This window comes from Chitinivorax sp. B (assembly GCF_005503445.1).
Classification (GTDB): domain Bacteria; phylum Pseudomonadota; class Gammaproteobacteria; order Burkholderiales; family SCOH01; genus Chitinivorax.
Window position 1 is genome coordinate 50,218 of sequence record NZ_SCOH01000023.1, and the last position, 26,895, is coordinate 77,112.

Annotated in this window: 30 protein-coding genes and 1 pseudogene; 14 read left to right on the plus strand and 17 right to left on the minus strand. The window is 52.2% G+C overall.

Features of this window, described 5'->3' with window-relative positions; translation table 11 throughout:
- Positions 1–23: 23 nt before the first annotated feature.
- Together FFS57_RS14680 and FFS57_RS14685 are read right to left on the minus strand one after the other, a co-directional pair.
- The gene (locus FFS57_RS14680; protein ID WP_137938562.1) at positions 24–944 is read right to left on the minus strand and encodes a PP2C family protein-serine/threonine phosphatase; all 921 of its coding nucleotides are present in this window, start codon (positions 942–944) and stop codon (positions 24–26) included.
- Positions 945–1,032: 88 nt separating this feature from the next.
- Positions 1,033–1,980 carry a serine/threonine protein kinase gene (locus FFS57_RS14685; protein WP_137938563.1) on the minus strand — a complete coding sequence of 316 codons (948 nt, stop codon included), beginning with the start codon at positions 1,978–1,980 and terminating at the stop codon, positions 1,033–1,035.
- Between the two features lie 148 nt (positions 1,981–2,128).
- Between FFS57_RS14685 and FFS57_RS14690 the strand changes: the two genes are divergently transcribed.
- The 8 genes from FFS57_RS14690 (at position 2,129) to FFS57_RS14725 (ending at position 8,811) form a co-directional block, all read left to right on the plus strand.
- The gene (locus FFS57_RS14690; RefSeq protein WP_137938564.1) at positions 2,129–2,995 is read left to right on the plus strand and encodes a YicC/YloC family endoribonuclease; all 867 of its coding nucleotides are present in this window, start codon (positions 2,129–2,131) and stop codon (positions 2,993–2,995) included.
- 162 nt (positions 2,996–3,157) lie between these two features.
- Positions 3,158–3,781, plus strand: coding sequence for a guanylate kinase (gene gmk / locus FFS57_RS14695; protein WP_137938565.1), 624 nt, complete (start codon positions 3,158–3,160; stop codon positions 3,779–3,781).
- A 79-nt stretch (positions 3,782–3,860) separates the two neighbouring features.
- Positions 3,861–4,067, plus strand: coding sequence for a DNA-directed RNA polymerase subunit omega (gene rpoZ, locus FFS57_RS14700; protein ID WP_137938566.1), 207 nt, complete (start codon positions 3,861–3,863; stop codon positions 4,065–4,067).
- A 27-nt stretch (positions 4,068–4,094) separates the two neighbouring features.
- Positions 4,095–6,290, plus strand: a complete 2,196-nt coding sequence (locus FFS57_RS14705) for a RelA/SpoT family protein (protein ID WP_137938567.1) — start codon at positions 4,095–4,097, stop codon at positions 6,288–6,290.
- A gap of 18 nt (positions 6,291–6,308) precedes the next feature.
- Positions 6,309–6,548 carry a sulfur carrier protein ThiS gene (gene thiS, locus FFS57_RS14710; protein ID WP_249384008.1) on the plus strand — a complete coding sequence of 80 codons (240 nt, stop codon included), beginning with the start codon at positions 6,309–6,311 and terminating at the stop codon, positions 6,546–6,548.
- Positions 6,549–6,625: 77 nt separating this feature from the next.
- Positions 6,626–7,411 carry a thiazole synthase gene (locus tag FFS57_RS14715; protein ID WP_137938568.1) on the plus strand — a complete coding sequence of 262 codons (786 nt, stop codon included), beginning with the start codon at positions 6,626–6,628 and terminating at the stop codon, positions 7,409–7,411.
- A gap of 68 nt (positions 7,412–7,479) precedes the next feature.
- Entirely contained in the window at positions 7,480–8,181 is a 702-nt protein-coding gene (gene trmB, locus FFS57_RS14720) for a tRNA (guanosine(46)-N7)-methyltransferase TrmB (RefSeq protein WP_137938569.1), read from the plus strand.
- Positions 8,182–8,187: 6 nt separating this feature from the next.
- Positions 8,188–8,811 carry a 2OG-Fe(II) oxygenase gene (locus tag FFS57_RS14725; protein WP_137938570.1) on the plus strand — a complete coding sequence of 208 codons (624 nt, stop codon included), beginning with the start codon at positions 8,188–8,190 and terminating at the stop codon, positions 8,809–8,811.
- A 141-nt stretch (positions 8,812–8,952) separates the two neighbouring features.
- Here the strand turns inward: FFS57_RS14725 and FFS57_RS14730 are convergent, their stop codons facing one another.
- Complete coding sequence (locus FFS57_RS14730; RefSeq protein ID WP_171013965.1) at positions 8,953–9,909, minus strand: GGDEF domain-containing response regulator; 957 nt, start codon at positions 9,907–9,909, stop codon at positions 8,953–8,955.
- Positions 9,910–10,142: 233 nt separating this feature from the next.
- Here FFS57_RS14730 and FFS57_RS14735 point away from each other — a divergent pair, with 233 nt between their 5' ends.
- From FFS57_RS14735 to FFS57_RS14745, 3 genes are read left to right on the plus strand one after another with little or no spacing between them, the layout of a single operon-like run.
- Entirely contained in the window at positions 10,143–10,946 is an 804-nt protein-coding gene (locus tag FFS57_RS14735) for a TIGR00266 family protein (RefSeq protein ID WP_137938572.1), read from the plus strand.
- A gap of 24 nt (positions 10,947–10,970) precedes the next feature.
- On the plus strand, positions 10,971–12,146 hold the full coding sequence (locus FFS57_RS14740; protein WP_171013966.1) for a M48 family metallopeptidase: 1,176 nt from the start codon (positions 10,971–10,973) through the stop codon (positions 12,144–12,146).
- On the plus strand, positions 12,143–12,622 hold the full coding sequence (locus FFS57_RS14745; protein ID WP_137938574.1) for an acyl-CoA thioesterase: 480 nt from the start codon (positions 12,143–12,145) through the stop codon (positions 12,620–12,622). Before FFS57_RS14740 ends, FFS57_RS14745 begins: the two co-directional genes overlap by 4 nt.
- A gap of 93 nt (positions 12,623–12,715) precedes the next feature.
- On the opposite strand, the gene FFS57_RS14750 is transcribed toward FFS57_RS14745, so the two are convergent.
- The 6 genes from FFS57_RS14750 to hppD all read right to left on the minus strand — a co-directional run bounded on the left by FFS57_RS14750 (position 12,716) and on the right by hppD (position 19,001).
- Entirely contained in the window at positions 12,716–13,264 is a 549-nt protein-coding gene (locus FFS57_RS14750; protein WP_137938575.1) for a hypothetical protein, read from the minus strand.
- A gap of 720 nt (positions 13,265–13,984) precedes the next feature.
- Entirely contained in the window at positions 13,985–14,629 is a 645-nt protein-coding gene (gene maiA / locus FFS57_RS14755; protein WP_137938576.1) for a maleylacetoacetate isomerase, read from the minus strand.
- A 174-nt stretch (positions 14,630–14,803) separates the two neighbouring features.
- Positions 14,804–15,793 (minus strand): fumarylacetoacetate hydrolase family protein, encoded by a 990-nt coding sequence (locus tag FFS57_RS14760; protein ID WP_137938577.1) that lies wholly within the window; start codon positions 15,791–15,793, stop codon positions 14,804–14,806.
- A gap of 97 nt (positions 15,794–15,890) precedes the next feature.
- Entirely contained in the window at positions 15,891–17,018 is a 1,128-nt protein-coding gene (locus FFS57_RS14765; protein ID WP_137938578.1) for a homogentisate 1,2-dioxygenase, read from the minus strand.
- The gene (gene phhA, locus FFS57_RS14770) at positions 17,018–17,872 is read right to left on the minus strand and encodes a phenylalanine 4-monooxygenase (protein ID WP_137938579.1); all 855 of its coding nucleotides are present in this window, start codon (positions 17,870–17,872) and stop codon (positions 17,018–17,020) included. The genes FFS57_RS14765 and phhA overlap by 1 nt, the downstream gene beginning before the upstream one ends.
- Positions 17,873–17,885: 13 nt before the next feature.
- Positions 17,886–19,001 carry a 4-hydroxyphenylpyruvate dioxygenase gene (gene hppD, locus FFS57_RS14775; RefSeq protein WP_137938580.1) on the minus strand — a complete coding sequence of 372 codons (1,116 nt, stop codon included), beginning with the start codon at positions 18,999–19,001 and terminating at the stop codon, positions 17,886–17,888.
- Positions 19,002–19,164: 163 nt separating this feature from the next.
- Here hppD and FFS57_RS14780 point away from each other — a divergent pair, with 163 nt between their 5' ends.
- Complete coding sequence (locus tag FFS57_RS14780; protein ID WP_137938581.1) at positions 19,165–19,650, plus strand: Lrp/AsnC family transcriptional regulator; 486 nt, start codon at positions 19,165–19,167, stop codon at positions 19,648–19,650.
- A 260-nt stretch (positions 19,651–19,910) separates the two neighbouring features.
- Here FFS57_RS14780 and FFS57_RS14785 read toward each other — a convergent pair whose 3' ends face one another.
- The 7 genes and pseudogenes from FFS57_RS14785 to FFS57_RS14815 form a co-directional block, all read right to left on the minus strand.
- Positions 19,911–21,464 (minus strand): peptidase, encoded by a 1,554-nt coding sequence (locus FFS57_RS14785; RefSeq protein ID WP_137938582.1) that lies wholly within the window; start codon positions 21,462–21,464, stop codon positions 19,911–19,913.
- 737 nt (positions 21,465–22,201) lie between these two features.
- Positions 22,202–22,504, minus strand: a pseudogene (locus FFS57_RS14790) (alpha/beta fold hydrolase); the annotation flags it as partial.
- Positions 22,505–22,512: 8 nt separating this feature from the next.
- Positions 22,513–22,770 carry a hypothetical protein gene (locus tag FFS57_RS14795; protein ID WP_137938584.1) on the minus strand — a complete coding sequence of 86 codons (258 nt, stop codon included), beginning with the start codon at positions 22,768–22,770 and terminating at the stop codon, positions 22,513–22,515.
- Between the two features lie 104 nt (positions 22,771–22,874).
- Positions 22,875–23,177, minus strand: coding sequence for a hypothetical protein (locus FFS57_RS14800; RefSeq protein WP_137938585.1), 303 nt, complete (start codon positions 23,175–23,177; stop codon positions 22,875–22,877).
- A gap of 201 nt (positions 23,178–23,378) precedes the next feature.
- On the minus strand, positions 23,379–23,552 hold the full coding sequence (locus tag FFS57_RS14805; protein ID WP_171013967.1) for a hypothetical protein: 174 nt from the start codon (positions 23,550–23,552) through the stop codon (positions 23,379–23,381).
- A gap of 235 nt (positions 23,553–23,787) precedes the next feature.
- Entirely contained in the window at positions 23,788–23,973 is a 186-nt protein-coding gene (locus FFS57_RS14810) for a hypothetical protein (protein ID WP_137938587.1), read from the minus strand.
- Positions 23,974–24,122: 149 nt separating this feature from the next.
- The gene (locus tag FFS57_RS14815; protein ID WP_137938588.1) at positions 24,123–24,860 is read right to left on the minus strand and encodes a Crp/Fnr family transcriptional regulator; all 738 of its coding nucleotides are present in this window, start codon (positions 24,858–24,860) and stop codon (positions 24,123–24,125) included.
- A 289-nt stretch (positions 24,861–25,149) separates the two neighbouring features.
- Between FFS57_RS14815 and FFS57_RS14820 the strand changes: the two genes are divergently transcribed.
- Positions 25,150–25,374 (plus strand): CsbD family protein, encoded by a 225-nt coding sequence (locus FFS57_RS14820; RefSeq protein ID WP_137938589.1) that lies wholly within the window; start codon positions 25,150–25,152, stop codon positions 25,372–25,374.
- Positions 25,375–25,469: 95 nt separating this feature from the next.
- Positions 25,470–25,736, plus strand: coding sequence for a GlsB/YeaQ/YmgE family stress response membrane protein (locus FFS57_RS14825; protein WP_137938590.1), 267 nt, complete (start codon positions 25,470–25,472; stop codon positions 25,734–25,736).
- A gap of 105 nt (positions 25,737–25,841) precedes the next feature.
- Here the strand turns inward: FFS57_RS14825 and FFS57_RS14830 are convergent, their stop codons facing one another.
- The gene (locus FFS57_RS14830; protein ID WP_137938591.1) at positions 25,842–26,816 is read right to left on the minus strand and encodes a lipin/Ned1/Smp2 family protein; all 975 of its coding nucleotides are present in this window, start codon (positions 26,814–26,816) and stop codon (positions 25,842–25,844) included.
- Positions 26,817–26,895: the final 79 nt, after the last annotated feature.

A 26,895-nucleotide genomic window follows, 5' to 3' on the forward strand; every position in this document is an offset into this window, starting at 1 on the left:
GTAAGGTGAACATCAGGCTGGGATTACTTGGAATACTTGGCGATTGTTGCCTTGATCTCTTCAATTGCAGCTTCAATGTCCATTTCCGACACACCCTTGTCATCCTTCAGGGTTCGGTCGGCATCCAGTTCCTTCACGCGAGTGGTGAATCCATCCAGTGGCAAGGTCTTGGTATGAACGGCATTCTTGGTGTCGGCGACGGTGTCTTCTTCAAGCCAGGTAATGCCAAGTACCGACAGGTTGTCGCCATGTTTGCCACCTCGCATTTCGGCGCGATCCATCAATTGTGGCAGTGCATACAAAACGGGATAATTGCCGAAAAATGCACACATTTCATCTGCTGGCAAAGGGCCCCAGAAGCCATCGGTACACAGGACAAGCGAGTCACCTTCATTCAATGGTACTTTGCCGCCAAACTCTATTTCCGGTGGGATCATGCCGCCAAGACAGCTGTAGATCTTGTTGCGTTCGGGATGACGCATGGCTTCGGCCTCTGTCAGCAGGCCGTTTTCCACCATCTGCTGAACCTTGGAATGATCACGGGTATGGCTCAGGATTTTGCCATCCCGGAAGTGATACAACCTGGAGTCACCGGCATGTGCCCAATAGGCGGTACTGTCTTGTACCAAGCAGGCAATACAGGTGGTACGAGGTGTTTCCAGCAGATTGTGGTTGGTCGAGTAATTCAGGATGGCGTCATGGGCCTTGGTCAGCGCTTCCTGCAAAAAGGCCAATGGGGCCGGTACCACCGGCCGTGCCCTTTTCTGAAACAATTCGGCCAGGAGTTCGATGGTGATCTGCGATGCCACCTCACCATGCAAGTGGCCCCCCATCCCGTCTGCGACAACCAATAACAACGCATCCCGACTATAAGAATAGCCGATGCGATCCTGGTTATACTTGCGCGCGCCGCGCCGGCTTTCCTGATAGATCGAGAACTTCATTTCAATTGAGTAATATGTTGTTTGGATAAGTATAGCTGCTTTCCGTTGGGCATGAAACGCTGTTAACCGTTAAATGGCATAACAGTCGTCAGGTCTTGCGGATGCGGGCCAATGTCATCTTCAGATTGTTCAAAATCCCGGCTTTCGGGGGCTCCTGGTGTTGTTGTGGCTTGAATGACAAGGCCTTCTGCAGCGCATGTACGCTTTGTGGACGGTCAAGATGGTTAAGGTGCAGACACCAGTCGACAATATCCAGCAGCTCGTCACTATATTTGCCTTTCCATAACTTTTTGGCCGATACCAGTTTGTCTTCTTCGACACGGGAATCGGCTGCCTGAGGGGCGAACCCAGCCATGCAGGCAAAAATGCTGGCGCCTACCGCGTAAATGTCCGTCCATGGACCCAGATTCTCGCGATTCTTGTACTGCTCGGGCGCTGCAAAACCGGGGGTATACATCGGCGTGAAGCGTTTGACTTCATTGGACAGGGTCTGGCGTGCTGAACCGAAATCCAATAGGACAGGGCTGCCGTCACGGCGGATGTAGATGTTTGCCGGTTTGATATCCAAGTGTAGCAATTTGTTGAGATGCACTTCGCGCAGGCCATTCAACATGTGATAGAACACATGGCGGATAATGTCCTCACGAACCGACTGGTGTAACTGGATTTCCCGCTGCAACGTTCGGCCACGCTCGTATTCCATCACCATGTAAACCGTTTCGTTGGCACGGAAAAAATTCAATACCCGTACGACATTAGGGTGCTGAATATGTGCCAGCGTCTTGCCTTCCTCAAAAAAACACTTCAGGCCAAAGCGAAATGTAGCGAGCTTATCGGGGTCAGTCGCTACAATTTTGTCACCATCGGTACGTAGCACCAGTGAGCTGGGCAGGTACTCCTTGATCGCGACTGGGCGGTCGTTCTCGTCATGAGCAAGATAAACCAAGCTGAAACCACCGGCTGAGAGCTGCTTGACGATGGTGTAATTCAGCAACTGATAGCCGCGGGGTAGGGGCCGGTTGGATTGATTAGCCATCGCTGATATTTGTATATGGTATAGTTCTAAAAAACCAGACAGTCATTTTCTCGGCTCTCTGCTTCGAAGTAAAGATACTAAAGTTAAGAAACCGCTAATATTTCTACCGACTGTTTTGTCGGGACGGCCTAATGATTGGAGCAACTACATGATTTTTAGCATGACAGGCTTTGCAAATGCCAGCCGTGAACTCGGCGGCGTGTCGCTTACCCTCGATTTGCGGGCCGTCAACCATCGTTATCTTGAAGCCCAGTTCCGCATGCCTGACGAGCTGCGGATCATCGAACCGCAAATGCGGGAACAGATATCTGGCCGCTTGTCGCGAGGCAAGGTGGATTGTCGCATTCAGTTGAATGTACAAACCGGAGCCCAGACGACATTGTCACTGAACCAGGTCATGCTGGAACAATTGGCTGCACTGACCAAGCAGGTTCGCCAGGTTTTTCCGGATTCCGGCGATCTGAAAATGGGTGAGCTGTTACGCTGGCCTGGGGTGCTGGAAACCCAGGATGTACCGGCAGAATTGCTGCAGCAGACCGTGCTCGAAATGTTGGCCCAGGCGTTGGAGGATTTTACTGCCAGTCGTCGTCGCGAGGGTGGCAAGCTGGCCGAGATGATTTTGCAACGAGTAGATCGGATTGAGGTGCTGGTCACGGAAGTTGAACCCAAGATACCAGCCTTGTTGGCTGCCTATCAGGAAAAGATAAGCCTGCGCCTGAAAGAAGCAATGGTCAATGGTGAAGATGATCGCATTCGCCAGGAATTTGCCCTTTTTGCGCAAAAAATTGATGTGGACGAAGAGATCTCCCGACTACGCACGCACCTGGGTGAGCTGCGACGCATTCTGAAAGCTGGCGGTACGGTGGGTAAACGTCTGGATTTTCTGATGCAGGAACTGAATCGCGAAGCCAATACACTTGGCTCGAAATCCGTGTCAGCAGAAGTGTCGCAAACGTCGATGGAGCTGAAAGTGTTGATCGAGCAGATGCGCGAACAGATTCAGAATATCGAATGATCGTAACGGGTTCATCATGCGTGCTGGCTGTTTCATCTGTTGGTTGGATGCATGTTCCTGTGCGGTGACATGGTGGCTTTGAGTACCGACAGCGCGGGTTTGTGATACATTGAATTATTGAAGACATCAGGAATGCCAAGCCATTCCGCCACGAAATCCACTATGCAACAAGGTACAATTTTTATCGTTGTGGCACCTTCCGGTGCTGGTAAGACCACTTTGGTCAATGCGTTGCTGGATGCTGATCCGCACGTGAAGTTGTCTGTTTCCTACACTACTCGTACACCCCGCGAGGGGGAGGTGAACGGACAGCACTACCATTTTGTCTCACGAGACGTGTTTCAGGCAATGACCAACCAAGGCGAATTCCTGGAAAGCGCCGAGGTCTATGGTAATTATTACGGTACTTCGCAGCGCTGGATTGCCGAACAATTGGCAATGGGTAACGATATTCTGCTTGAGATCGACTGGCAGGGCGCGCTGCAGGTACGCAAGTTATTCGAAGATGCCGTTGGTATCTTCATACTGCCACCGTCGCTGACGGCACTGGAGAGCCGTTTACGTGGGCGTGGCAAGGATTCGGAAGAAACCATCCAGCGCCGCTTGGCGGCGGCGCGTGACGATATCTCTCATGTCGATGAGTTTGACTATGTGGTGGTGAACGAGTCGCTGGATGTGGCTTTGGCTGATTTGATAGCTATTGTTCACGCGCAACGTCTGCGTCTGCTGAATCAGGTAGCGCGCTACAGTGCACTGTTTACACAATTGAAGGGTGGCTCGTTTTAACTGACGGGCAAATGTTTCATTCACCTGTTTCAATCGCATTTTCCTTTGTAACCTTATTGTTTCTATTCAGGAATAAATCATGGCCCGAATTACTGTTGATGATTGCTTACACAAGATTTCCAACCGCTTTGATCTGACGCTGGCGGCAACTTATCGTGCCCGTCAGCTTGCCAATGGTGCGACACCATTTGTTGAGCCGGGTCGCGACAAGGTGACTGTGTTGGCACTACGTGAAATCGCTGCTGGGCATGTCGGTTCGGAGATCATGAACCGCGGTCAAGCCTGATTGTATTGTTGAATAGCGGAGTGGAGCATGCTGGGTGCGCAATCGACGATCCCGTCCAAACGCCCCTCGGTTGGCAATCCCGACCTGGATCCGCTATTGCCTGAAGCCCAGGCCCTGTTGGCCAAGGTTTCAGGTTATCTGAAGCCAGATGAGGTCACCTTGCTTGAGGTGGCCTATCGCTTTGCAGCCAAGGCCCATACTGGCCAATTCCGCAAGAGCGGTGAACCTTACATTACTCACCCGATCGCTGTTGCTGGCATCTTGTCGGAATGGTTTCTGGATTCCCAGGCGTTGTGTGCAGCCTTGATGCACGACGTGATGGAGGATACCGGCGTCACCAAGTTGGAGATTGCCGAACATTTTGGCCGCCCGGTGGCGGATTTGGTGGATGGCCTGTCGAAGTTGGAACGGCTGGAATTCCAGACCAAAGAAGACGCGCAGGCAGAGAATTTCCGCAAGATGTTGCTGGCCATGGCGCGAGATATCCGCGTCATTCTGATCAAGCTGGCCGATCGCCTGCACAATATGCGCACGCTGGATTCGATGAATCCGGACAAACAAAAGCGTATCGCTCGCGAAACGATGGAGATCTATGCGCCCATCGCTAACCGCATTGGTCTGAATAGCGTCTATCAAGAGCTGGAAGATCTCAGTTTCCGCTACGTGCACCCGCACCGTTATACAGTGTTATCGAAGGCGATGCGCGCGGCACGTGGCAATCGCCGTGAAGTGGTGACCAAGATTGCCGATGCGGTTCGCAATAAATTGGCGGATGCTGGTTTGGAAGCGAATATCTCGGGCCGGGAAAAGCATTTGTTCTCGATTTACCAGAAAATGCAGGAAAAGCACCTGACCTTCTCAGAAGTGCTGGATATCTATGGCTTCAGGGTCATTGTCAAAGATGTGCCTTCCTGTTATCTGGCGCTTGGAGCGTTGCATGGTCTTTATAAGCCGATTCCTGGTAAGTTCAAGGATTACATTGCCATTCCGAAAGCCAATGGATATCAGAGCTTGCATACCACGCTGTTTGGTCCTTACGGTACCCCGGTCGAGATCCAGATCCGCACGCAGGAAATGCACAAGTTGGCTGAAGCCGGTGTCGCTTCACACTGGATCTATAAATCCGGCAATGTCAGCATCAATGAGGTACAGCAAAAGACTCATCAATGGCTGAAAAGCTTGCTGGAGATTCAGTCGGAAAGCGGCGACTCGGTTGAGTTTCTTGAGCACATCAAGGTCGATCTGTTTCCGGACGAAGTTTATGTATTTACGCCCAAAGGCAAGATCATGGCTATGCCGCAAGGGGCAACTGCAGTTGATTTCGCATATGCAGTACATACCGATATTGGTAATCGCTGCATTGCGGCCAAGATCAATTACGAGTTGATGCCATTGCGTACCATTCTGCGCAACGGTGATCGCGTTGAAATTATTACTGCCAGCACGGCAAGGCCCAATCCATCCTGGCTCAATTTTGTGGCTACAGGCAAGGCGCGCTCTCATATTCGGCATTTCCTGAAGACCATGCGTTATGAGGAATCGGTTGCACTGGGTGAGCGTTTGTTGAATCAGTCGCTACATGCCTTGAAAACCGAGCATGTGGAAGTTGACGATGTGTTGTGGGAAAGATTCCTGAAGGAGTCAGGTGATCGCTCCCGGCAGGAAATCCTGTCGGATATTGGCCTGGGCAAGCGATTGCCAGTGGTGGTCGCGCGGCGATTGCTGCAGATATCCGGCCAAATGCCGAATGAGGAGCAAAAGCCTGATCCGATTACCATTTATGGTACGGAGGGCATGGCTGTGCAGTTTGCGCCGTGTTGCAATCCGATTCCGGGTGACCCGATTATTGGTGTCGTCAAGAAGGGGCAAGGGTTGGTGGTGCATACCCATGATTGCCCGGTATTGCAGAAGAGCCGTCCCGATCCCGACAAGATGCTGGATGTGCAATGGGATCCGGCGGTCAAGCGCATGTTTGATGTGGCTGTCAAAGTGTTGGCGGTACATGAGCGAGGTGCACTCGCGCAGATTGCCTCCACTATTGCTGACGAACATGCCAATATTCAGAATGTGCACATGGAAGATGAACCCAACCAGAGTGCGTATACCACGCTGAATTTCACTTTGCAGGTCGAGCATCGGCAGCATTTGGCGAAGGTGATGAAAGCGTTGCGTCAACTTCAGGTGGTGGTGCGTATCAATCGGATGCGGGCCACATCAGCTTGACCGCCCCCAGGTGGTACAATGGCGACCTTTTTCTTGCTTGATAGTGTGAAGACCGTGATTGAAGTCATGATTAATGGCAAGTCGCGCCAGTTTACAGCCGCTATGCCGATCTCGGCAGTGCTGGCAGTGCTGGAGCTGACAGGAAAACGTGTTGCAGTAGAACGCAATGGCGATATTGTGCCACGTAGCCAATTTGATTCTGTTGCCATCGCTCATGGCGACACGCTGGAAATCGTGGTGGCAGTAGGGGGCGGCTGATTTACGTGGCTTGTCACATGTCCTTCGTTGTATCTCTCTGAATTCTTCTAACCGCTTATTTTGTTCAGGCATATCCCATGGACACTCTCAATATTGCAGGCAAGGCCTATTCTTCCCGTTTGCTGGTCGGGACTGGCAAGTACAAGGATTTCGACGAAACCCATGCTGCCATTGAAGCCAGTGGCGCAGATATCGTTACGGTTGCCATTCGTCGCGTGAATATCGGACAAGACCCCGGCCAGCCCAATCTGCTGGATGCGGTGCCACCGTCGAAATACACCATTCTGCCCAATACTGCGGGTTGCTATAACGCTGACGATGCGGTGCGCACATTGCGCTTGGCCCGTGAGCTGCTGGACGGCCATAAACTGGTCAAATTGGAGGTGTTGGGGGATCCCGCCACCTTGTTTCCGAACGTGATGGAAACGTTGAAAGCAGCGGAAACGTTGGTGCGTGATGGCTTTGACGTGATGGTTTATACCTCGGACGACCCGATCATTGCCAAGCAATTGGAAGACATAGGTTGTTGTGCCATCATGCCGTTGGCGAGCCTGATCGGATCTGGCATGGGAATTCTCAATCCGTGGAATCTGCGTCTGATCATCGAACAGAGTAAAGTGCCAGTCCTGGTGGATGCGGGTGTAGGAACGGCATCTGACGCGGCGATTGCGATGGAGCTGGGTTGCGACGGTGTGCTGATGAATACCGCGATTGCTCATGCCAAGCAGCCAGTGCTGATGGCCAGTGCTATGAAAAAAGCGGTCGAGGCTGGCCGTGAGGCGTTTCTGGCTGGTCGTATGCCGAAAAAGCTCTATAGTGCAGATCCGAGTTCGCCAATGAGTGGCTTGATCGGGAAGCCCTGATTTTTCTCAATTTTCATTAAGTTGGCAGGATATTTGTCCTGCTGCATATTCCTGTAGTGACCACTATCATGTCCGACGACGTTTACACCAATCCAGAAGACCTGAAACTCCGGCCTATTCGCAGCTTTGTATTGCGCCAGGGGCATTTGTCCGCCGCTCAGGAGCGGGCCATTGAAGCTGGTATGCCCAAGTGGGGGGTGCCATATCAGCCTGTTTTTTTGGATTTGAATATGGTTTTTGGCCGGCCGGCGCCCAAAGTGCTGGAAATTGGCTTCGGGATGGGTGGGGCAACGGCTGATATTGCCCAAGTCATGCCAGAGGTGGATTTTCTGGGTATCGAAGTGCATGGTCCTGGTGTCGGGAACATGTTGAAGTTGATTGCCGAGCGCGGCATTCAGAACATCCGTGTCATGCGTCACGATGCTGTAGAAGTGGTCGACAATATGTTGGCTGATGGTTGCCTGGATGGTTTTCATCTGTTCTTTCCAGATCCATGGCATAAAAAGCGGCATAACAAGCGCCGTTTGGTACAGCCGGCTTTTGTAGAGCGGATTGTCAGGAAGCTCAAGTCAGGCGCCTACATTCATATGGCAACCGATTGGGAGGACTATGCCAATCAGATGCTGGAAGTGCTGACGGCTAACCCGGATCTGATCAATACGGCCGAAAGTTTTGCGGAGAAACCTGCCTATCGTCCACAGACCAAATTCGAGCATCGTGGTCTGAAGTTGGGCCATGGCGTGTGGGATCTGGTGTTTCGCCGCCGCTGACTTATCATGGCCTTTTCACCAGAGTTACTGGGGTATATCGTCGATAATTTGGCAAGTGAAGGGTATAGCATTGTCCCTGATGCAATGCCCGCGTATGAAGTGGCCGCTTTGGCAGCCGATTGTCGACAAGGGTGGCAGGCAGGCCGATTTCATGCGGCAGCCGTCGGGCGAGGGGATGCGCAGCAGGTTGTGACCGACATTCGTGCTGACCACGTTTGCTGGGTGAATGAGCAGCACGTTACACCACCCCAGGCAGCTTATCTGATACAGATGGAGGGGTTGCGTCAGGCATTGAATGCGGGGTTGTATCTGGGCTTGTTCGAATTGGAGACGCATTTTGCCTTGTATCCACCCGGGGCATTTTACAAGCGCCATGTCGATAACTTCCGTGGGACCGGGCAACGACTGGTAACCACCATCCTGTATCTCAATGCTGATTGGCAGTTTGGTGATGGGGGGGAGTTGCGCATTTATCTGGATGAGCAGAATGACAGCCGTTACATCGACGTTGAACCTCGCGCCGGTACCTTGGTGACCTTTCTGGCCGCCGATTTTTTTCACGAAGTGTTACCTGCATATCAGCCGAGGATGAGCTTGACGGGGTGGTTCCGTAAACGGACAGGTGCTTGATCGAAAAAGCAGGGTTGCCCCCGTGTTTGTGCCTGGAATCGGTTCATACTGTGAGTAAAGGCAACATCGAGATCTACCGCGGTGGCTGGTGTCAGCTGGCATTCAATTTTTCTTGAATGAAATGCGTCTTCCGGGTGAAGGTCAGGATGGATTCAACATGCAGATGTCCTGTTCATGTCGTTCGCTGATGAAGGCATAAGTATTCTTGCCACTTTGTTTCGCTTTATACATGGCCAGATCGACGGCCTTATGGAGCGGTTCGACTTCGCTGCCATCCAGTGGGAATAATGCAATACCGATGCTGGCACCTAGCGTGATGGGTACACCGGCAAAATCGACGGGCAAATTGACCCGATCAATCAAGCGTTTTGCCAGCATGGCGATATCGTCCTGCTTGTCGGTTTGTTCAAGCAGAATCGCGAACTTGTCATGGCCAATACGGGCAACGGTGTCGGTTTTGCGCAAGGCAGTCAGCAAGCGGCCACCAATCTCTCGCAAGGCCAGCTCCGTAGCTTCATCGCCAAAACGGTCATGAATATGCTTGAAACCGTCTAGATCCAGCAACAATAAAGCCAGCTTGAACAAATCACGACGAGCTCGATAGATGGCATGGGTTAAGCGGTCGTCGAATAAAAACCGATTGGGCAGGCCGGTAACTGGGTCCAGTCCGCCATGGGCGCGATCAGCAACCAATGTAGCACTGCGGCCCATGCGCGGTCGGGCGGTATACAGCCACTGGGCTTTCGCGATCAACAGTTCATTGAGGATGGGCTTGACGAGTACATCATCGCAGCCTGCCGCAACCAATCTGCTCAATCCCGCCTCATCGTTTGCCAAGCCGGTGACCAATGGCTGCAGGTGGCTGGGGGTGGGGCGCATGGCGTCGATTGTGCTGGCCAAGTCGTCGCCAGTCAAATCACCATCGACCAGAATCAGGTCGGGAATCAGCTCCTCCGCAATGGTAATGGCGTGTGTGCTGTCGTCCGTGTGGCGGACATGATGGCCATGCGGTGTCAGCAGGCTGACAAGAGGTTGGGCATCTGCCTGGCTGGCCAGGATCAGAACGGACAAGTGTGCTGTGTGGGAAGAGATGAACATGGCATGCAAACCGAATGAACAATGTGCTGGTGCCATTATAGGCGTGCTTTTGCAAAATAGTGCTGTGGGATAGCACTGGCTTTGCTTTGGTCGGTATGTCAGTGACTGTATGGGCTTGGTAAATGTCCGAATTTGCTGCAATATGCGCGATGACCGCTATGGCAGCGGCGGGTGATGGTCAATGATGATCACGCCCGAGCAGTTTATTTGTTGAAAATCAGGAGCGAAATACCATGGCAATGGATGTGATTGACTATCAGGTGTTCGGCGATGACATGCAATATGTCGAGGTGGAGCTGGACCCGGGCGAGGCGGCGATTGGAGAGCCTGGCGTCATGATGTACATGGAAGACGGTATCGAGATGGATACCATCTTTGGTGATGGTTCTGCCCAGCAATCGGGTTTCATGGGCAAATTACTGGGTGCGGGCAAGCGTCTGTTGACGGGTGAGTCGTTGTTCACCACTGTATTCCACAACGAAGGTCAGGCCAAGCGTCGGGTCGCGTTCGCAGCGCCTTACCCTGGTAAGATCATCCCGGTTCATCTGCCGGATGTGGGCGGTACGTTGATCTGCCAGAAAGATTCATTCCTGTGTGCAGCCAAAGGCGTATCGATGGGTATTGCATTCCAGCGCAAGCTGGGTGCAGGCCTGTTTGGTGGCGAGGGCTTCATCATGCAGAAACTGGAAGGCGATGGACTGGCATTCGTCCATGCTGGTGGTACGATTTGCGAGCGTCAACTGGCGCCTGGCGAGCGTTTGCGTATCGATACTGGTTGTGTCGTCGCATTTCAGCCAACCGTGGATTTTGACATTCAATTTGTCGGCAAGATCAAGAGTGCCTTGTTTGGTGGTGAAGGTATGTTCTTCGCGACGTTGACTGGTCCGGGTAAGGTGTGGCTGCAATCGCTACCGCTATCAAAGTTGGCGAACCGGATTGTCATGGCTGCTCCTGCAGCTGGTGGCACCAGTCAGGAGCAAGGCTCGGTGCTGGGTGGTGGCGTATTGGGTGGTATTTTTGGAGGGGACGACAACTGATTGATGGTTGTCGGAATACCCCAGATGTATGCAAAAGCGGGTGCAGATGTACCCGCTTTTTGTTGTCTGAATGTTGGCAAGTTGGTGGAGGAAAGTACCGCCATGTCGTCGAAAACATGTAGTGCATTGGTGTTCGGCCCCGGATTGCCGGCGGGTGGCGCCCGCATGGCGCTGATAGTCAATCAAACTCACTTGCTGTTACCGGAAATGTCGCCGGTACCCTGGGCGATAGTCACCCTGAAGATTGCAGGGTTTCATCTTGAGGCTTGGCAATTCTCATGGAAGCAGGGCGAGAAAAATTGGGTAGTGCACCTGGATGATCCGCAGCTTTTGGCGGAATTGTGTCATGCACCGCCAGTTGGCTTGCAAGCACAAGTGACGGCAATGACCAGGGTACAGCGACATCGTCGACGCATGACAGGGGTTGCTTGGGCATTGGCTGGGTTGATCGTGTTGCTCCCATTATTATTGCTGGCGACATTCATTTGGCAGTCCGAGCGGATTGCTGGATGGGTGGCAGACCAGATCCCTGTCGAGCGTGAAATGCAGTTGGGCGAAGCGATCTTTGCTGTGCATCGGCCGACATTGACGCTGATTGAGCAAGGGCCTGCTGTGGCTGTAGTGCAGGCTATAGGGCAGCGCCTGTCTGCGGGCTCAGCGTATCGCTATCGCTTTCTGGTGGCGGATTCGAAAGAGGTCAATGCCTTCGCGGTACCCGGTGGTACGATTGTCGTGTATGCCGGTTTGCTGGCCAAGGCGGAATCGGCCGAAGAATTGGCTGGTGTGTTGGCACATGAAGTACAACACATTGAACGTCGGCATTCGCTACGCGCGATGGTACATCAATTAGGCATTACAACATTGCTGTCAGCTGCTATCGGAGATTGGAGTGGCGCGGTGGTCACCGAGGCGGCGGGTAGTTTGGCGCAGCTGGGTTTTGGTCGCGATCAGGAGCATGAAGCGGATCGCTACGGGTTGGAGGCCTTGCAACGTGCCGGGATTGCACCACATGGCATGCTGAGTTTTTTCCGGAAGCTGAGCCAAGCGGAAAGCGGCATGCCAGCACTGTTGTCCAGTCACCCGGCAAGTGAGGAGCGTTTCAAGATGCTGGATCGCCTGTTGGCAGAAAAAGGGGTGTGGCACAGTCAGCCTTTACCCTATGATTGGCATACCATCAAACAGTCATTACCCAACTCATGAACTTACCTGATCACGAACTTTCAATGTCGGTGTTGATGACGCCAGATATGGCCAATTTTTCCGGCAATGTGCATGGCGGTACCATCTTGAAACTGCTGGATCAGGTGGCATATGCCTGCGCAAGCCGCTACTCAGGCTGTTATGTGGTGACGTTGTCGGTGGATCAGGTGATGTTCCGGCAACCCATCCATGTCGGTGAGCTGGTCACTTTTCTGGCCTCGATCAATTATGCGGGTACCACCTCAATGGAGGTCGGTATCAAGGTGATTGCCGAGCACATCCAGGCGCATAGTGTACGTCATACCAATAGTTGCTATTTCACCATGGTGGCGGTTGACGGTAATGGTAAGCCGATGGCTGTGCCACAATTGTCGCTGACGTCTCCAGATCAGGTGCGTCGTTTTGAGGCAGCTAAAATTCGAAAGCAGCTGCGACAGGGTCTGGAGCAGCAGTATCGGGCAATTCGGCAGTCCTGATCTGCCTCTGGTTTTTCAGCCGCTTTTCCCAAAAACCATGCCGGAAGCGTACGTCGCTGGGCATGGTCTTATCCATCAACAGGGTAGATAGAATCAGCTCGGGCGGCACAGCTCGCCTACATAAACACCCCAGTTGCCGATGTAATTGCCAAAGGCGTAGATGTAGCCTGACGCACCTTTGAATTTACCAGTTCCGCCAACCAGCAGGATCTGCTCGGTCGAGCCTTTTGCGCCGGTTACGCCTGCATCAGCACCATACAGGGCACTATCCCCAGATTTGATGATCGTACGGCCCGTAATGAAACGACGGGTATAAGGTACGGCGCTGCCATCGGGAACGGGGGGGACTTGTTGTTCATTAGCCGAGCCAGGTGTCATGGTGTGATTCTGGTCAGCGCCGAATACCGTTTCTGCGGTCAACCCGGAAAAACCATTGCCGAGCCCGGTCACTGTGGTCTTGAAGCAGGTACCTGGTGCGCGCAGAAAGGCGTGACCTGGATACTCTTCAGCCACTTTACAAGTGGTGTCGAGGTCAAGACGGACAGCACCTACCAAGGACTGGCAACGATCAGCAGCCTGAACAGACGCTGCCGAAGCTACGAGAGTGAAGGCGGTAATCAGTTGGCGATGAACTTTCTTCATTTTGTCTACCTCTGCAAGGACGTGAAAACCAAACGCGTTTAAGCAAATTTAATGCCATTAAATTTTTTATCTATATAAACAATGGAATGCGAAATGCGTAAACGAAGAGTATGACATCATTGTAAAAAATGCCGACATGGCAATCATAAATGCCCGTACAGTCTAGCGTACAAAGGAGATTCTGTTTAATACATGTTTAGTTTGTAATGAATTATAGTTTCGAATATAAGAAATTTTTTATTGTCATATGTTATGTTTCGTGCTCAATTGCACTGATTTAAGCTGGAATAATGAAGTAGGGTCATTTATGAGAATTCAATGTGCCATGAATGATGTAGCGTCAATCTAATTGCCATTGTATTAGAATGAAACAATGTCACAAGCTGGCTTGTGTTTTGGTTAGGTGTATTGCAAATTGGATAAATAATAAAAATGTTTTTAAAAATAACATAAATTTTTATGGATTAAATGAGATTGCTGAGGGCGTTGACAGTCAGAGGGTGACGAATCCCGCCGGTCGTGGCCAGAGCGGTTCGTCAGGGTAAGGCGTCATGCCACAGCGGTAGTAGGGCTTGACCTACGGGATGGAAAGATCGATTGAAAGACGATGAATGCGGGTGAGCATGGCTACTGCAAGCCATTGTTGCCGGGGTGTGGTCAGCAATGGCTTAACGGGTTGGTGATCAATTGGGTGGCCACAAATTGCTGTGATTACGCCATTCAGCTAGCATCTGGTTGATTGGCGGGTGCCGCTGCGGAGAAAGCGGGCAGGGTCTGGCAATAGGTGGCGATCCGCGCGATGGTGGGGTAGGGGGCCAGATCCACGCCGAAACGCTGTGCATTGAACACCTGCGGGATCAGGCAGATGTCTGCCAGGGTGGGGGTATCGCCATGGCAACATAAGCCGGTCAGTGATGAATTAGCCAATTGGGTTTCCAGTGCTGCGAAACCAAGCTTGACCCAGTGGCGATACCACTCATTCTTCGCTTCCTCGTTAACCCCCAGTGGGCCGCTCAGATACTGCAGTACGCGCAGGTTGTTGACTGGGTGGACATCGCAGGCAATGCCCAGCGCAATACTGCGAACACGCGCACGGCCGACGGCATCGGCTGGCAGTAGCGGGTGGTTGGGGTAGGCATCGTCGAGGTATTCGCAGATGGCGATGGACTGGGTAATCACATGGCTTTGATCCACCAGGGTGGGGATCAATTCTGCCGGATTAAGCTGTTTATAGGTATCGCTATGCTGTTCACCGCCATTGTTCAGCAGGTGGATAAAATGTGGTGTGTACGCCAAGCCTTTCAGATTCAATGCAATACGGACGCGAAAGGCGGCAGAGGAGCGGAAGTAGGTATAGAGTTCCATGGCTGGCATGTTCCGATGGCTGTAAGGTAATGCTGTCAAATGACAATGCCGGCGAATGGCCGGCATATCAGGATTGCACCCTGTCCTTAAACAGGTACAGGATGGAGTAAGCCGCAACGCCCAAGGTTACGGTTGGTGTCGATCACAGTGCAATGCATTGGCACGGGGCGATGATCATTTGCTCGAATAAGGTGTGACCACTTGATCAATTGCGCCAAATATTGATTGACCGTCACGATCCAGCATTTCAATCCGGACTCGTTCACCATATTGCAGAAATGGCGTTTTCGGTTGGCCTTCTGCCAGGATTTCCAGCATACGGCGTTCCACCAGGCAGGCGCTGCCACGGCTGCGATCCACGTTGGAGATGGTGCCGGAGCCAACGATGGAGCCGGCAACCAGCTCGCGGGTTTTGGCAACGTGAGCAATCAACTGCGCAAAGTCGAACACCATGTCAGTGCCGCAGTCAGGTGTGCCAAACAATTGTTCGCGAACATGAACAGTCAATGGCAGGGTGACTTTGCGGCCAGTCCAGTCACGTCCTAATTCATCCGGTGTGACGGCAACTGGCGAGAATGCGGTAGCCGGCTTGCTTTGGAAAAAGCCAAAGCCCTTGGCCAGCTCTGCAGGAATCAGATTGCGCAAAGTGACATCATTGACCAGCATCAGCAGGCGGATTTGCGGTGCTGCTTCATCTGGCGTGGCACCCATGGGTACGTCACCGGTAATGACCGCAACTTCGCCTTCCAGATCCACGCCCCAGGCGGTGTCGCGTACAGCAATTGGATCTGTCGGGGCCAGAAAGCTATCCGAACCACCTTGATACATCAGCGGATCAGTCCAGAACTCAGGCGGCATGTCCGCACCGCGTGCCTTGCGTACCAATTCGACGTGATTCACATAGGCAGAACCATCTGCCCATTGATAGGCGCGGGGTAGTGGGGAGTGGCATTGTGTGGCATCAAACGGAAAGGCGCCTTGCATGTCACCACGGTTGAGGGTGTCATACGCTGCTTTCAGTAAGGGTTCGGCACGAGTCCATTCATCCAGTGCGGCTTGAAGTGTAGGTGCAATTTCCGGCACTTTGACGGCTTGGGTCAGGTTGCGGCTGACCACGATCAGCGTGCCATCACGGCCGCCAGCTTTGAGTGTGGCAAGTTTCAAGTGTTATCTCCAGCGTTATGCAACAAAACGCGGGGCAGACCCCGCGTCAAGCAATCCAATTACGAGCGGCAGCGGGATACAATCTGCCGTCCCGGGCTTACTTCTTGGGCTTCCATGAATCCACGTAGCCTGGCCACTCCACTGTGTGTGCCGCCTCGTTGATCTCCAGTGGGAAGCGGGAATCGATCATGACGGCGACTTCGTCGGTTTCGGTGCGAGTGGCTTTCATCCCGGCCTCGAAGGCCTTGGGGTGTGGGCCGTGGGTGAAGCCGTTGGGATGCAAGGTGACCATACCGGGCTTGATATTATCGCGGCTGAAGAAGTTGCCACGATGATAGAAGATCAGCTCATCATAGTCGTCGTTATTGTGATAGAACGGCACCTTCAGCGCGCCAGGGTCGGATTCGATCGGGCGAGGTGCAAACGTGCAGATTACAAAGTTACGCGCGACAAAAGTGGTGTGTGCCGATGGCGGTAAGTGGTAACGATGGCTCATCAACGGGCGGATGTCGCGCCAATTGACCTTACAGGCCACAAGATCGCCGTGCCAGCCGGTTGTATCCAGCGGGTTGAACGGGTAGGTGATGGTAGACATCTGGCCAGCCCGTTTTACCTTTACCTGCCAAGTCTGATCACCTTGTTGCGCACGGAATGCATCGTTGATCTGTGGCGTTTCCAACACGGCCGGGTCGAAAATCGCATGGGGACCAACCATGCCTTTTTCCGGCAACTGATAAGAGCTTTGTGTCGCTTCGACCAATAGCAATTCAGTAGGTGATGTGGGTGCCAGTCGCCACATCGTGCCACGTGGCAGTACGATATAGTCGCCATCGCGATAGGACATATGGCCCCAGTCGCAATAGAGGTCGCCGGCGCCTTCATGGATGAACAGCAATTCATCACCGTCGGCATTGCGGGCCAGATGCGTCATGGCATCCTGGCATTGCCAGAAGCGGATGCGGGCATCGTTGTTGGAAAACAGTAGGTGGGCATCCCACGGGCTGGGGCTGGTGACAGCCAATTCGTTCAGATCGAAGGCGTGCGGGTGCAGCGGGCCTTCGAAGCTGGCCCAGCCTGTAGGCGGGTGGCGATGATGAAAATGACAGGCCGGGCCAAAGAAGCCTTCCTTGCCCATTTCGCGTTCATAAGTGCCGGCAGGCAAGTCGCAATGCGCTTGCTTGGAGTATTCACCGGCGGATTTGGGAAAGCTGATCCACTTTTTCATCAGGCGGCTTTCTGATTGACGGAAGCGGGGTGGTTTACCAGCGTGTCGGTAGGCAGTACCCCGCTGGGGTCAATCGGTTCCAGGGTTTTGAGTTTTTCGTAGATCGGGGCAAAGTCGACGGATGTTTCGTCGAACAACTGCTGGAAGCTGTCGATCACGAAATAGGTGTCTTGATAACGGTCAATCCGATACTCAGTCTGCATGACCCGTTGCAGATCGAATTTGATCCGATTGGGTTGTGGACTGTCGATGCAATGAATGATTTCGCCACCAGAGGACAGAATGCCGGCACCGTAGGTGCGCAAGCCTTCCGGTGTCAAAATCAGGCCAAACTCTACCATATACCAGTACAGGCGGGCCAAGAACGGCACCGCGTTCAGCTTCATTGCGCGTAGGCCACCCTTGCCATATTCCTGCAAATGATCGGCAAAGATCGGATTCAACAGTAACGGCACATGGCCGAAGAAATCATGAAAGATGTCCGGTTCGACAATGTAGTCGAACTCCTCTGGCTTGCGCAGCCAGACAGTGACCGGAAACTGCCGGTGCGCCAGATGGGTGAAGAAGGTGTCGTCCGGAATCAAGCCCGGGACGGCCACAATCTTCCAATTGGTGGCGGATTGCAAAATCAGGTTGGCTTCCTCGAAGCGAGGGATGCCATCCGATGACAGGCGATGCACGTTTTCGATGAATTCTTCGGCGGCATGGCCTTTCAGTTTGCTGCTCTGGCGCTCCAACAACCGCCGATAGAGGTCATGTTCCTCGGCGGTGTAGGCATGCCAGTCCTGCTCTACGGTGTAATCGTTACGCATGCGGCTATAGTCGCCGCGCAAGGGGTTTTCCGGTTTGAGCATGGCAGCCTCCTGATCATGCGGCCTGGGTGCTCGGATCTTCCAGCACACCACGGCGGATCTGGTCGAGTTCGATGGAGTCGAACAGGGCCTTGAAGTTACCTTCGCCAAAGCCTTCGTTGCCCTTGCGTTGGATGATCTCAAAGAAGATCGGGCCAATTACGGTTTCGGTGAAGATCTGCAGCAGATAGCCTTGCCCTTCGCTGGGCGCGCCGTCGATCAGGATGCGGTTCTTTTGCAGGCGGGCCACGTCTTCTTTGTGGCCTTTGACGCGGGTGTCCACCATGTCGTAATAGGTGTCAGGCGTGTCGAGGAAGGTAACGCCGCGTTCCTTCAGGGCTTCGACGGTAGCGATGATGTCATCGGTGCCCAGAGCAATGTGCTGAATGCCTTCTCCATTATACGCATGCAGGAATTCTTCGATTTGGCTTTTATCATCTGATGATTCATTGATTGGGATGCGAATCTTGCCACACGCGCTGGTCATGGCCTGGCTCTTCAGGCCTGTCAGCTTGCCTTCGATATCGAAGTAACGGACTTCCTTGAAGTTGAACAACTTCTCGTAGAACGATGACCATACGCCCATGCGGCCGCGATGCACGTTGTGGGTCAAATGGTCGATATAGGTCAGGCCAACACCAAAGTTGGAGCCGTCGGAATTATCCAGTGGGATGAAGTCCACATCATAGATGGACTGGCTGCCATATCGATCAACCAGGTAGACCGGGCAATCGCCAATCCCCTTGATGGCTGGAATGTTCAGCTCCATTGGGCCGTAGTTCTGGTCATGCGGTACAGCGCCCAGGCTGATCGCACGGTCAAATGCAGCGCGGGCATCTGCGACACGAAATGCCATTGCACAGGCAGAAGGGCCATGAACACGGGCAAAAGATTGCGCAAAACTCTCTTTTTCAGCATTAACGATGAAATTGATGTCACCTTGACGATACAATGTCACGTTTTTGGAGCGGTGTTTCGCGACTGCCTTGAAACCAAGCAATGTGAACAGGGTATCCAATGTCTTGGGATCGGGTGCGGTGTACTCGACGAATTCGAAACCGTCGGTGCCCATGGGGTTGTCCCAGAGCGAAGTGGGGGTTGGGCGAGGACGGGCAAATTGCAACGTGGTCATTTAGCGTGTCTCCAAGGATTGTGATGTTATATGGACGCCTGCTGGCGATACCTCACGTTTATCTATCCTACGCTGAAACCCTCGATATTTGCTTTCAAAAATTGCCCAAATCACATTAAAATAAGCAACGTATAACTAACTTTAATTCGCAAAGAGCAATAAAATGTCAAAGCGAATCAGGCTCGACAAAATCGACCGCCGTATTCTGGAAGTTTTGCAACAGTATGGGCGTATCTCCAATGTGGAGCTCGCCAAGCGTGTTGCCCTGTCTCCATCGCCGTGCCTACGTCGTTTACAGCGTTTGGAGGAGACGGGCGTCATCGATCACTACACCGCCATCCTGAATCCCGAGAAACTGGGCTTTGGTTTGTTGGCCTTCGTCAATGTATCGCTCGATAAGCGGGCCGAAAGCTCGACAGACAGCTTCAAGCAGGCTGTGCGCGAATGGCCAGAAGTGACTGAGTGTTATTCCATGACCGGTGAAATGGATTATCTGTTACGGGTCATGGTGACGGACCTTCAGCATTTCTCCCGCTTTGTAATGGATAAGGTGCTGAAGCAACCAGGTGTGTTGGATGTCAAATCCAGCTTTGCACTGGAAGGTGTCAAGCGCACTACCATTTTGCCAGTCGACGAATCGCTCGACTGATCTCACAATCTCTCCTCCGTCGCACCTGAGGGTGCGACGCGACAGGCACCTTGCTTGTAGATGGCAAAGTTGGCCGCTGTATGCTGTATTCCTTATGCCTACCCCCAATCATGATGCGGATCGCGGGTGGTTGTCCTCGGTTGATTGAGCGATGGTCCATTGTGAATGGCGCAGTGCCCGCCAGATGGCGGGCACTGTCGGGGCGTGGCTAGCCCATTACCAGCATGGCTGGTGTATTGCAGCGGTAGGCCGCAACTGCATTACTGACCAGCGGATGCCTTGAACAGTTGTTCAACCACGGAAGTCAGCGGCTGGCTGTAGCGTGATGCGCTGACGGCGCTGTTGGTCCAATGTGCCGGCAGCGGGTTGCTCGGGTTCCAGCTGTCGCGCGGGTTGTAGTAGGAGATTGCGCGCTGGCCGGGTGCCGGAGTCCACAGGAAATCCGGATGGCGGTTGGTATACCATTCGCCGCCGATGATGTTACCGGCTGCATCCAGCTCCAGGTCATACATATAAGAAACGCTGGTCACGCCATCATTGCGCGGGTTGTCGGTTTCTGAATGTGATGGGGAGGTTTCCACGATGTAGTTCAGCGTCATCTTCACGCCCACAATGTTGACTGCGGTGTTCGCGCGGTATTTGGCGAATTTGTCGCTGGTGTAGTTGGCACGGGCGATAATGGCTTCCTGTGCGGAGTTGTACGCTTTGCCGGTTTGTGGGTTGAAATAGGTGTAGCTGTAGCTCAGTACTGGCTGGTTCCACACTTCGTAATCGTAGGTTGCATCGATCACGAAGCTGCGCTTGGATACGCCGATCTGGTTGACCACGGACTGGTGCCAGCTACCTGGATTCACGTCAAAGCAAGCTTGATCGATGATGCGGCCATTATCATCTTTTTGCGGGTTCTTGGTATTGCAGCGGCCACCGATAAAGCGAGTGGACGGTGAGGCTTCAGCCCACAGCAGGGTGCCCAATGCTTTCACATCAGACGGATAGAACTTGATTTCGCGACCGGTGGCAGATTTGACGGTAACGGTCTGTTTGGGACGTGGCAGCATGTAAGCGGCAGGAGCCCAGCCGTGACACAGGCCCATCCAGCGCTCCACGTCGCCATTCCGGTTGAAGTAGCCTTCGCCCATCTGCCAGCCTGCGCGAGTCATGCTGTAGTTGCCATCATTGACCAGCAGGTCATATTTTTCAGCGGGCGACAGCAGATCAGTGCGGCCATTGGTGATGTAACCGGCAATCGGACGCAGCTGGTTGGAGTAGTTCCAATAATCTTTCCAGGTATTCGGGTTGTTGCTGTAGACATCCGGATCGCCATAGCGATAGCTGACAGAGCCGTTATACAACGGCCAGTAGGTGTCGGACCAAGGCTGTTCGCTCAATGCGGCGCGGGACAGGCTGCGGCGATCCATTTCAAATACGTTGTTGATCAGGCCGCGGTTGTTGTCCACCAGGTTGGCTGGATTATCGTTGCCTTGAACAGCCGCCATCATGGCCATGGCACGACCTTCCACGCCGCTGGCGCGACGCGGGCTGCCCAGCAATTGGGAGCGCATCGAATCTTTGTCTTCAACAAATTCACCGGACGCAATTGCTTTTGGGCTGAACTTTGCCACTTTCTTCATTGCATAGGGTGCCATGGATTTTTTGACGGGTACCTCATCCATGGTGCGCTGTGGATCGCGCTGGAGGCGTTGCATGTATTCGCTGATGGATCGTTGTTCGTCTGCGGAAACTTGTGCAAAAGCAGGGAGCGATAGCGACAGTGCGATCGCGGTCAGGCAAAACTTCGTCTTGTTTTCGATCATGATGATTCTTTTCTTAGGATTATTGATTGTTATTTCACTATTTTAGCTTTATATAATTGTAGTTAAACAATTTTTAAAGCTGTTTCCGTTATTTGAAAGTAATGCGTGAATTACGAACGCTTTAAGGGCGTGTGACAGGAGTCCTTGCATATAAGGAAATCTGAGTGCATTGCATCCGGGTAACGGGTCGATGCTTATTTTTCAAATTTTGTATTTGAACTCTAAACTTCAACAATAAATAGTTTACCAGTATTTTTTAAAAAATGAAAAATATGGGTGTAATTTTTGAGTATTATCAAAAGTAACTGATTTCGTATCTATTGAAGTGGATGATGTGGTCTGTTGCGGTGGTTTATTAGGTTTATTGATTGTATATTTTAAATTTCGAATGTTGTTATTTATTGTGTATGGGGCTGTCTGCATTATAGTTTTTAAAAATTACCATTAATTTGTAAAGCTTTTCATGATTTCTGAAATTTTTAATAATTTATGGCTTGATGCGGTGTGCTTGGGTGTAGAAAGACAAAAAATGGGCCGAGTGATCGGCTAAGTGGTATTGCGATGCAGGATCCGAGTGTGCCATTACACAGCCAGGCCTGGTATTCGTCTAACGAGGCTGAATGGAGTTGCTGCCTACACAATCTGGTCAGTTGATTTCTGATCAGGTTTCCATCCCCAGCTGTATTTGCCAGCGCCACATTTTTGCCCGTCAGGACAATTGTCATCTGTCTTCATGCAGCGGCGACGGCAGCCCGCATGGTATGGAATACCTCAATGGGTTGGTCTTCTGGATTGGAGTATGTCTTCAACATCATTGGTGATATAGCCGCAACCAAGGCTATTTGGACAATGTGCCGGGTACCAAAGCGCCTGATATAGCGGGCGACCTCGCCACCACCTGAACAATGTGTGGCCAGATCATTAGCATAGGTATCCATATCATTATCATTGCTGTCCCATGGTTGGCTGGATCAGCCGTGACCACGGCGATCATGAGCAATGCATCGATAGCCATGAGAAGCTAGGTACATTATTTGTGCTGGTTTGCTTACAGCTTCATGATCAACCAGCTCAATAAAAAGCCGGATGCTGCGGTGATGCCCACGATAGTCATTGGTTTTGACCGAACCTGATTACGGCATCGTTCTACCAAATGGATGTGGGTAGACTCGCCCTGCTCGCAGAGCGGGAGGGCTTTAGTTTCAGAAGAAGGTTGCTCACTGCAGATTGAATTGGCTGCATTTTCCTGAGGCTCAACGCTGGCTATGTCCTGAAATTGAACGATGGGTTTAGTTTTGCCGAACATAATGGGTACTCCTCATGAGGATGCAAGGCCAAAGTTGGCCTTGCATCGGGCTGTTGTATGCTGCTAACGCAAGGTGAGCGAATGCAGTATGGATGTGGTTCCATTCAGGCGTTGGTGTGGCGTGCTTTAGCTTCCTTAATGCAACGACTCTTCGCGTCACCCGTCAGCGTATTGCAACGTTCGGTTGCGACTGCATAATCAGCCTCGCGTTTTACCGCTGCAGCATCCTGATCCTGTAGAGCATCATGGTCCGGAGCGGACATTGTTTTGTCGGTGCACGGTGTATCTTCGCATTTTGTCGAGCTGGCAGCTTTATCTTCAACTGGTTGATCGTCACCAATCAACGGCGGCACATATTGGTCTTTTGCTTCGGGTGTTGAAGGTGTTTGGGGAATTGAATCATTCATGATGGTTCCTTTGTCAGGTTGATGGTCTGAAAAAAGCTGGTTGTGGCGATGCAACGATTGCCGCAGTGCTTCCTATTACTGCTGGTGGTGTTGCCAGATGCTGCCAGTGCAACAACTCAATTTAGCCTTGAACTCAATTTCTTAATGTCATGGGTACATTGATAAGTTACAAACCGCCGTGCAGATTATGGAGATGAAGGGCTACTGCAATTGCATGTCAGATGTGGCTGTTTTGACATGTTCAATACTGCCCGCCAGTGCAATGGCAATGGGGGTCTTGGCAAAACCTGTCGGCTGTAAGTTACCCAGCTCAGCCTGAACCTTGGCCGTTATCACAATGTCGTTCGTGCTTTCCGTACGGACTGAAGTTGGCATGATCATTAGGGACTCCTGGTTCAATGGGGATGCTAGCGGTTGGGTCGGCACCCCTGGGCGAATGACACGGAGCATGAGGTAAGTCTAGTGCGGTGTCTGTGCGGTGGGATACACAGGATGGACGTTTTGAAGGTGACATGACAAGCTTGAATCAAACAGGTGTATTGACATTGAAAGGTATTTCGAAGGTACAACCATTCTTCCTACCCTACATGAAGGCACGAGATCCGTGCTGCTACGCTGGTTTTCCGTTGCAGTTTTGAAGAAACGGTTTAACGCGATTTTTGTCAATCAATTCGTGCCGGGATTTGGCCTTATTGCAATAGGGGTCGGTCAGTATTGGTAGGCGCTGCTTATAGGCAGCTTCTGCCAGATCACGACCAAGTTCCCGTTGCATTTGCATTTCTCTTTCGTTGGTCATGATGGCGATCCTTATGGACTGTTGGCAGCTAGTTTGCTGCTGATATATCGTTGCTGACAGTACCCAGTCTGAACCGAACAGGCTGGGTTGTCTGTTTGCTAGCGTACTTTGTGGGATAGGCGAGGGTGCAATGCTGGGAAAATAAGACACTACCGTAGAGCGGTAGCAGTCGGTACTGCCAAAGCGGGTAGTAGTCGGTCATACTCTTTTTTGACTACGGCGTAACATTCGCAGGTGCGCTTTTCCAGACCGGGACGATCAAGTACGGTGATATGGCCTCGTTGGTAGCGGATCAGGCCTGCTTTGTGTAGGCGGCCGGCAGCTTCCGTCACGCCTTCGCGCCGGACGCCAAGCATGTTGGCAATTAATTCCTGTGTCATCACCAATTCATTGGAAGGGAGCCGATCCAGGCTTAGGAGTAGCCAGCGGCACAGTTGCTGGTCAAGCGAATGATGGCGGTTGCAGACAGCAGTTTGTGACATCTGGGTGATCAATGCTTGGGTATACCGTAACAACAGGTGTAATACCGGGCCAGCACGGTTGAATTCCTGCATCAATAACGGTCCCTTGAGCCGAAGACCTTGCCCGGCACTTTGCACTACTGCCCGGCTTGGGGTGGATTCTCCGCCCATGAATAGCGAAATGCCGACAATGCCCTCATATCCAACCACCGCAATTTCGGCTGAGCCGCCGTCCTCCATGACATACAACAACGAAACAATTGCCGTAGTTGGGAAATACACATTGATCACTTTGCTACCAGCCTCATACAACACTTCGCCAAGTGGCATGTCCACTGGCTCCAATAGTGGCTGCAGGCGTGCCCACTCGACATTGGGTAAGGCAGCTAACAAGTGATTTTGACTCAGTGCTACTCGTGAAGTCATTTGCATCTCTTTCAAGGTGATTAGCCCAAGGGATACAACATGGTGACCAGAGCCTATAGGGTCAAGTTTACCGCTACCGTATCAGTATAAGTCGCGTGAAGGTGGTGTGCCAGTCATCAGGCCACGGCTGTCCGTACGGTAACGTACCGACAGCCGTGTGTGATTCATCTACGCTCCATGATATTGGAAGTTGGTACCTGCATGATATGGAATAGCTGTAGGTAGCATGATGCTGGATTGGTAATCGCACCAGTGGCATCCGAAGCACAAGATAGTAAAGGAGTCGAAAATGAACTGGCGTATCGTTGAAGCTAACTGGGAACAATTCAAAAGCATTGTCAAGGAACAATGGGGTCACCTCACCGATGATCACTTGGATATGATTGCTGGCAAGCGCGAAATCTTGGCCGGCAAGATTCAGGAGGCTTACGGAATCTCGAAGGATGAAGCCGAGAAGCAAATTGAAAGTTTTAAAGAACGTCACGAGGGCAGTGATTCGAAGCGGCCCTCCTAGCAGCCTGTTGTGTGTGGCAGCGTGCAATAGCCCGGTCGGCGGACGCATAGCGCTGATGCAGCTCAATCCGACCTTAATTACAAAAGGAAATCATCATGTCACTGATAGCATGGATCATTCTCGGGTTGCTGGCAGGCTTTGCGGCCAGTCAGCTTGTCAAAAGTACCGGTCAGGGTGTAGTGCTGGATGTGTTGCTTGGTATTGCCGGTGCCATTATCGGCGGTTCCTTGTTCAATACCTTCGGGATGATGGGTGTGACCGGATTCAACTTCAGTCTGTTGGTTGCAATTGTCAGTGCGGCCTTGCTGTTACTGGTGTATCACGCGGTGATGGCTACCACGCGAAATTTTACTAAGGAATGAATTCGAACATCATGAGGCCGGCTCATTTTGAGCCGGTGAGCCTATATAGAATATAAAACCAGTATCACTGGCCAACGTGTATGGTGATACTGGGTGCGTGCAATGTTATCGACAGTTGGCGCGGGGGGTGGGTTTGACCACGCTGACAAAGTGTTGGGTGTAATCACCTTGAATGGCCTGTGTACCTGATTTGCCGGCATTAGGCCCGATGATATAGGTATTTGCTTTGGGAAGACCGCCATCGGCATAGGCGGCGATATCCGTGGTGGCATTACCGTAAGCGCGGATGATGTTCAGCCCGACAGTCTCCTTCAGATAACGCACATAATCGGTTTTGAACTGTTGGGTATTGGGCGGGATCGGGCCATCACCGTAAGGATTGGAATGGTAGTGCCACTGGTTTATCCCCTTGATTTGCAGCCATTCCCGACCATCCTTGGTGACCCAGTAGGGGCGGGCGGTCAGATAGATGATCTGGTAACCCTTTTGCTTGTAGGCATTGACGGTTTCAACAGCGTAATTGAAAGCAGTGGCCGTCTTGACACCGATATAATCGGCATAGGCCTCGAAATCATTGATGGTCAAGGTGCCGTCAATGTCAAACAATACGGCATCCCGACCTGCATCGACCACGCTCAAGTAGCCCTGTGTGCTGCTCAGGTCGCCCTCCACCACAAAACGTACTACGTACTCACCAGGTTTGCGCTGACCGGTCGGCACATAGATCTTGCCGTCACTATTGGTCAGAAAACTCCCTAAATACTCCCACTTGTTCATTCCTGTGCCATATAAATAAGCATGAATGCGCTCGTCTTCCAGGTCTTTGTGAAGCAAGGCGTCATAGTCGAACTTGGCCATCATCACCGCACCTGAACCTGACTTGACGATCATGTCGTGCACCATATGCCAAGGCTTGTAGAGCCCTGACAAAAGGGTGTTGCCGAAGTGGCGGAATTGCTTCTTGACGGGGTTGCTCAGGCTGGGTGGGCTGGCTGGGGTCTGGTAATCGGGGCAGACGCCCGCTTGGGCTTGCAGGGTCAAACCGGCAGCCAACAGGCAGCAGGCGATCGTTTTCAACATGATGTTCTCCTCGTTTTCTGTCTTGTTGTGATTGCGCGATCATCGCATTTGTATATGAAACGACGATGTATCGCTTAAC

Coding starts and splice junctions, on each gene's coding strand:
- thiS (WP_249384008.1), top strand. CDS start 6,309: ATGGCGACCTTTTTCTTGCTTGATAGTGTGAAGACCGTGATTGAAGTC.
- FFS57_RS14715 (WP_137938568.1), top strand. CDS start 6,626: ATGGACACTCTCAATATTGCAGGCAAGGCCTATTCTTCCCGTTTGCTG.
- FFS57_RS14685 (WP_137938563.1), bottom strand. CDS start 1,980: ATGGCTAATCAATCCAACCGGCCCCTACCCCGCGGCTATCAGTTGCTG.
- FFS57_RS14740 (WP_171013966.1), top strand. CDS start 10,971: ATGTATGCAAAAGCGGGTGCAGATGTACCCGCTTTTTGTTGTCTGAAT.
- FFS57_RS14825 (WP_137938590.1), top strand. CDS start 25,470: ATGTCACTGATAGCATGGATCATTCTCGGGTTGCTGGCAGGCTTTGCG.
- FFS57_RS14765 (WP_137938578.1), bottom strand. CDS start 17,018: ATGAAAAAGTGGATCAGCTTTCCCAAATCCGCCGGTGAATACTCCAAG.
- FFS57_RS14795 (WP_137938584.1), bottom strand. CDS start 22,770: ATGTTCGGCAAAACTAAACCCATCGTTCAATTTCAGGACATAGCCAGC.
- FFS57_RS14735 (WP_137938572.1), top strand. CDS start 10,143: ATGGCAATGGATGTGATTGACTATCAGGTGTTCGGCGATGACATGCAA.
- FFS57_RS14780 (WP_137938581.1), top strand. CDS start 19,165: ATGTCAAAGCGAATCAGGCTCGACAAAATCGACCGCCGTATTCTGGAA.
- FFS57_RS14805 (WP_171013967.1), bottom strand. CDS start 23,552: ATGCCAACTTCAGTCCGTACGGAAAGCACGAACGACATTGTGATAACG.
- rpoZ (WP_137938566.1), top strand. CDS start 3,861: ATGGCCCGAATTACTGTTGATGATTGCTTACACAAGATTTCCAACCGC.
- hppD (WP_137938580.1), bottom strand. CDS start 19,001: ATGACCACGTTGCAATTTGCCCGTCCTCGCCCAACCCCCACTTCGCTC.
- FFS57_RS14750 (WP_137938575.1), bottom strand. CDS start 13,264: ATGAAGAAAGTTCATCGCCAACTGATTACCGCCTTCACTCTCGTAGCT.
- FFS57_RS14680 (WP_137938562.1), bottom strand. CDS start 944: ATGAAGTTCTCGATCTATCAGGAAAGCCGGCGCGGCGCGCGCAAGTAT.
- FFS57_RS14745 (WP_137938574.1), top strand. CDS start 12,143: ATGAACTTACCTGATCACGAACTTTCAATGTCGGTGTTGATGACGCCA.
- FFS57_RS14810 (WP_137938587.1), bottom strand. CDS start 23,973: ATGACCAACGAAAGAGAAATGCAAATGCAACGGGAACTTGGTCGTGAT.
- FFS57_RS14730 (WP_171013965.1), bottom strand. CDS start 9,909: ATGTTCATCTCTTCCCACACAGCACACTTGTCCGTTCTGATCCTGGCC.
- maiA (WP_137938576.1), bottom strand. CDS start 14,629: ATGGAACTCTATACCTACTTCCGCTCCTCTGCCGCCTTTCGCGTCCGT.
- trmB (WP_137938569.1), top strand. CDS start 7,480: ATGTCCGACGACGTTTACACCAATCCAGAAGACCTGAAACTCCGGCCT.
- gmk (WP_137938565.1), top strand. CDS start 3,158: ATGCAACAAGGTACAATTTTTATCGTTGTGGCACCTTCCGGTGCTGGT.
- FFS57_RS14800 (WP_137938585.1), bottom strand. CDS start 23,177: ATGAATGATTCAATTCCCCAAACACCTTCAACACCCGAAGCAAAAGAC.
- FFS57_RS14725 (WP_137938570.1), top strand. CDS start 8,188: ATGGCCTTTTCACCAGAGTTACTGGGGTATATCGTCGATAATTTGGCA.
- FFS57_RS14815 (WP_137938588.1), bottom strand. CDS start 24,860: ATGACTTCACGAGTAGCACTGAGTCAAAATCACTTGTTAGCTGCCTTA.
- FFS57_RS14830 (WP_137938591.1), bottom strand. CDS start 26,816: ATGTTGAAAACGATCGCCTGCTGCCTGTTGGCTGCCGGTTTGACCCTG.
- FFS57_RS14705 (WP_137938567.1), top strand. CDS start 4,095: ATGCTGGGTGCGCAATCGACGATCCCGTCCAAACGCCCCTCGGTTGGC.
- FFS57_RS14690 (WP_137938564.1), top strand. CDS start 2,129: ATGATTTTTAGCATGACAGGCTTTGCAAATGCCAGCCGTGAACTCGGC.
- FFS57_RS14820 (WP_137938589.1), top strand. CDS start 25,150: ATGAACTGGCGTATCGTTGAAGCTAACTGGGAACAATTCAAAAGCATT.
- phhA (WP_137938579.1), bottom strand. CDS start 17,872: ATGCTCAAACCGGAAAACCCCTTGCGCGGCGACTATAGCCGCATGCGT.
- FFS57_RS14785 (WP_137938582.1), bottom strand. CDS start 21,464: ATGATCGAAAACAAGACGAAGTTTTGCCTGACCGCGATCGCACTGTCG.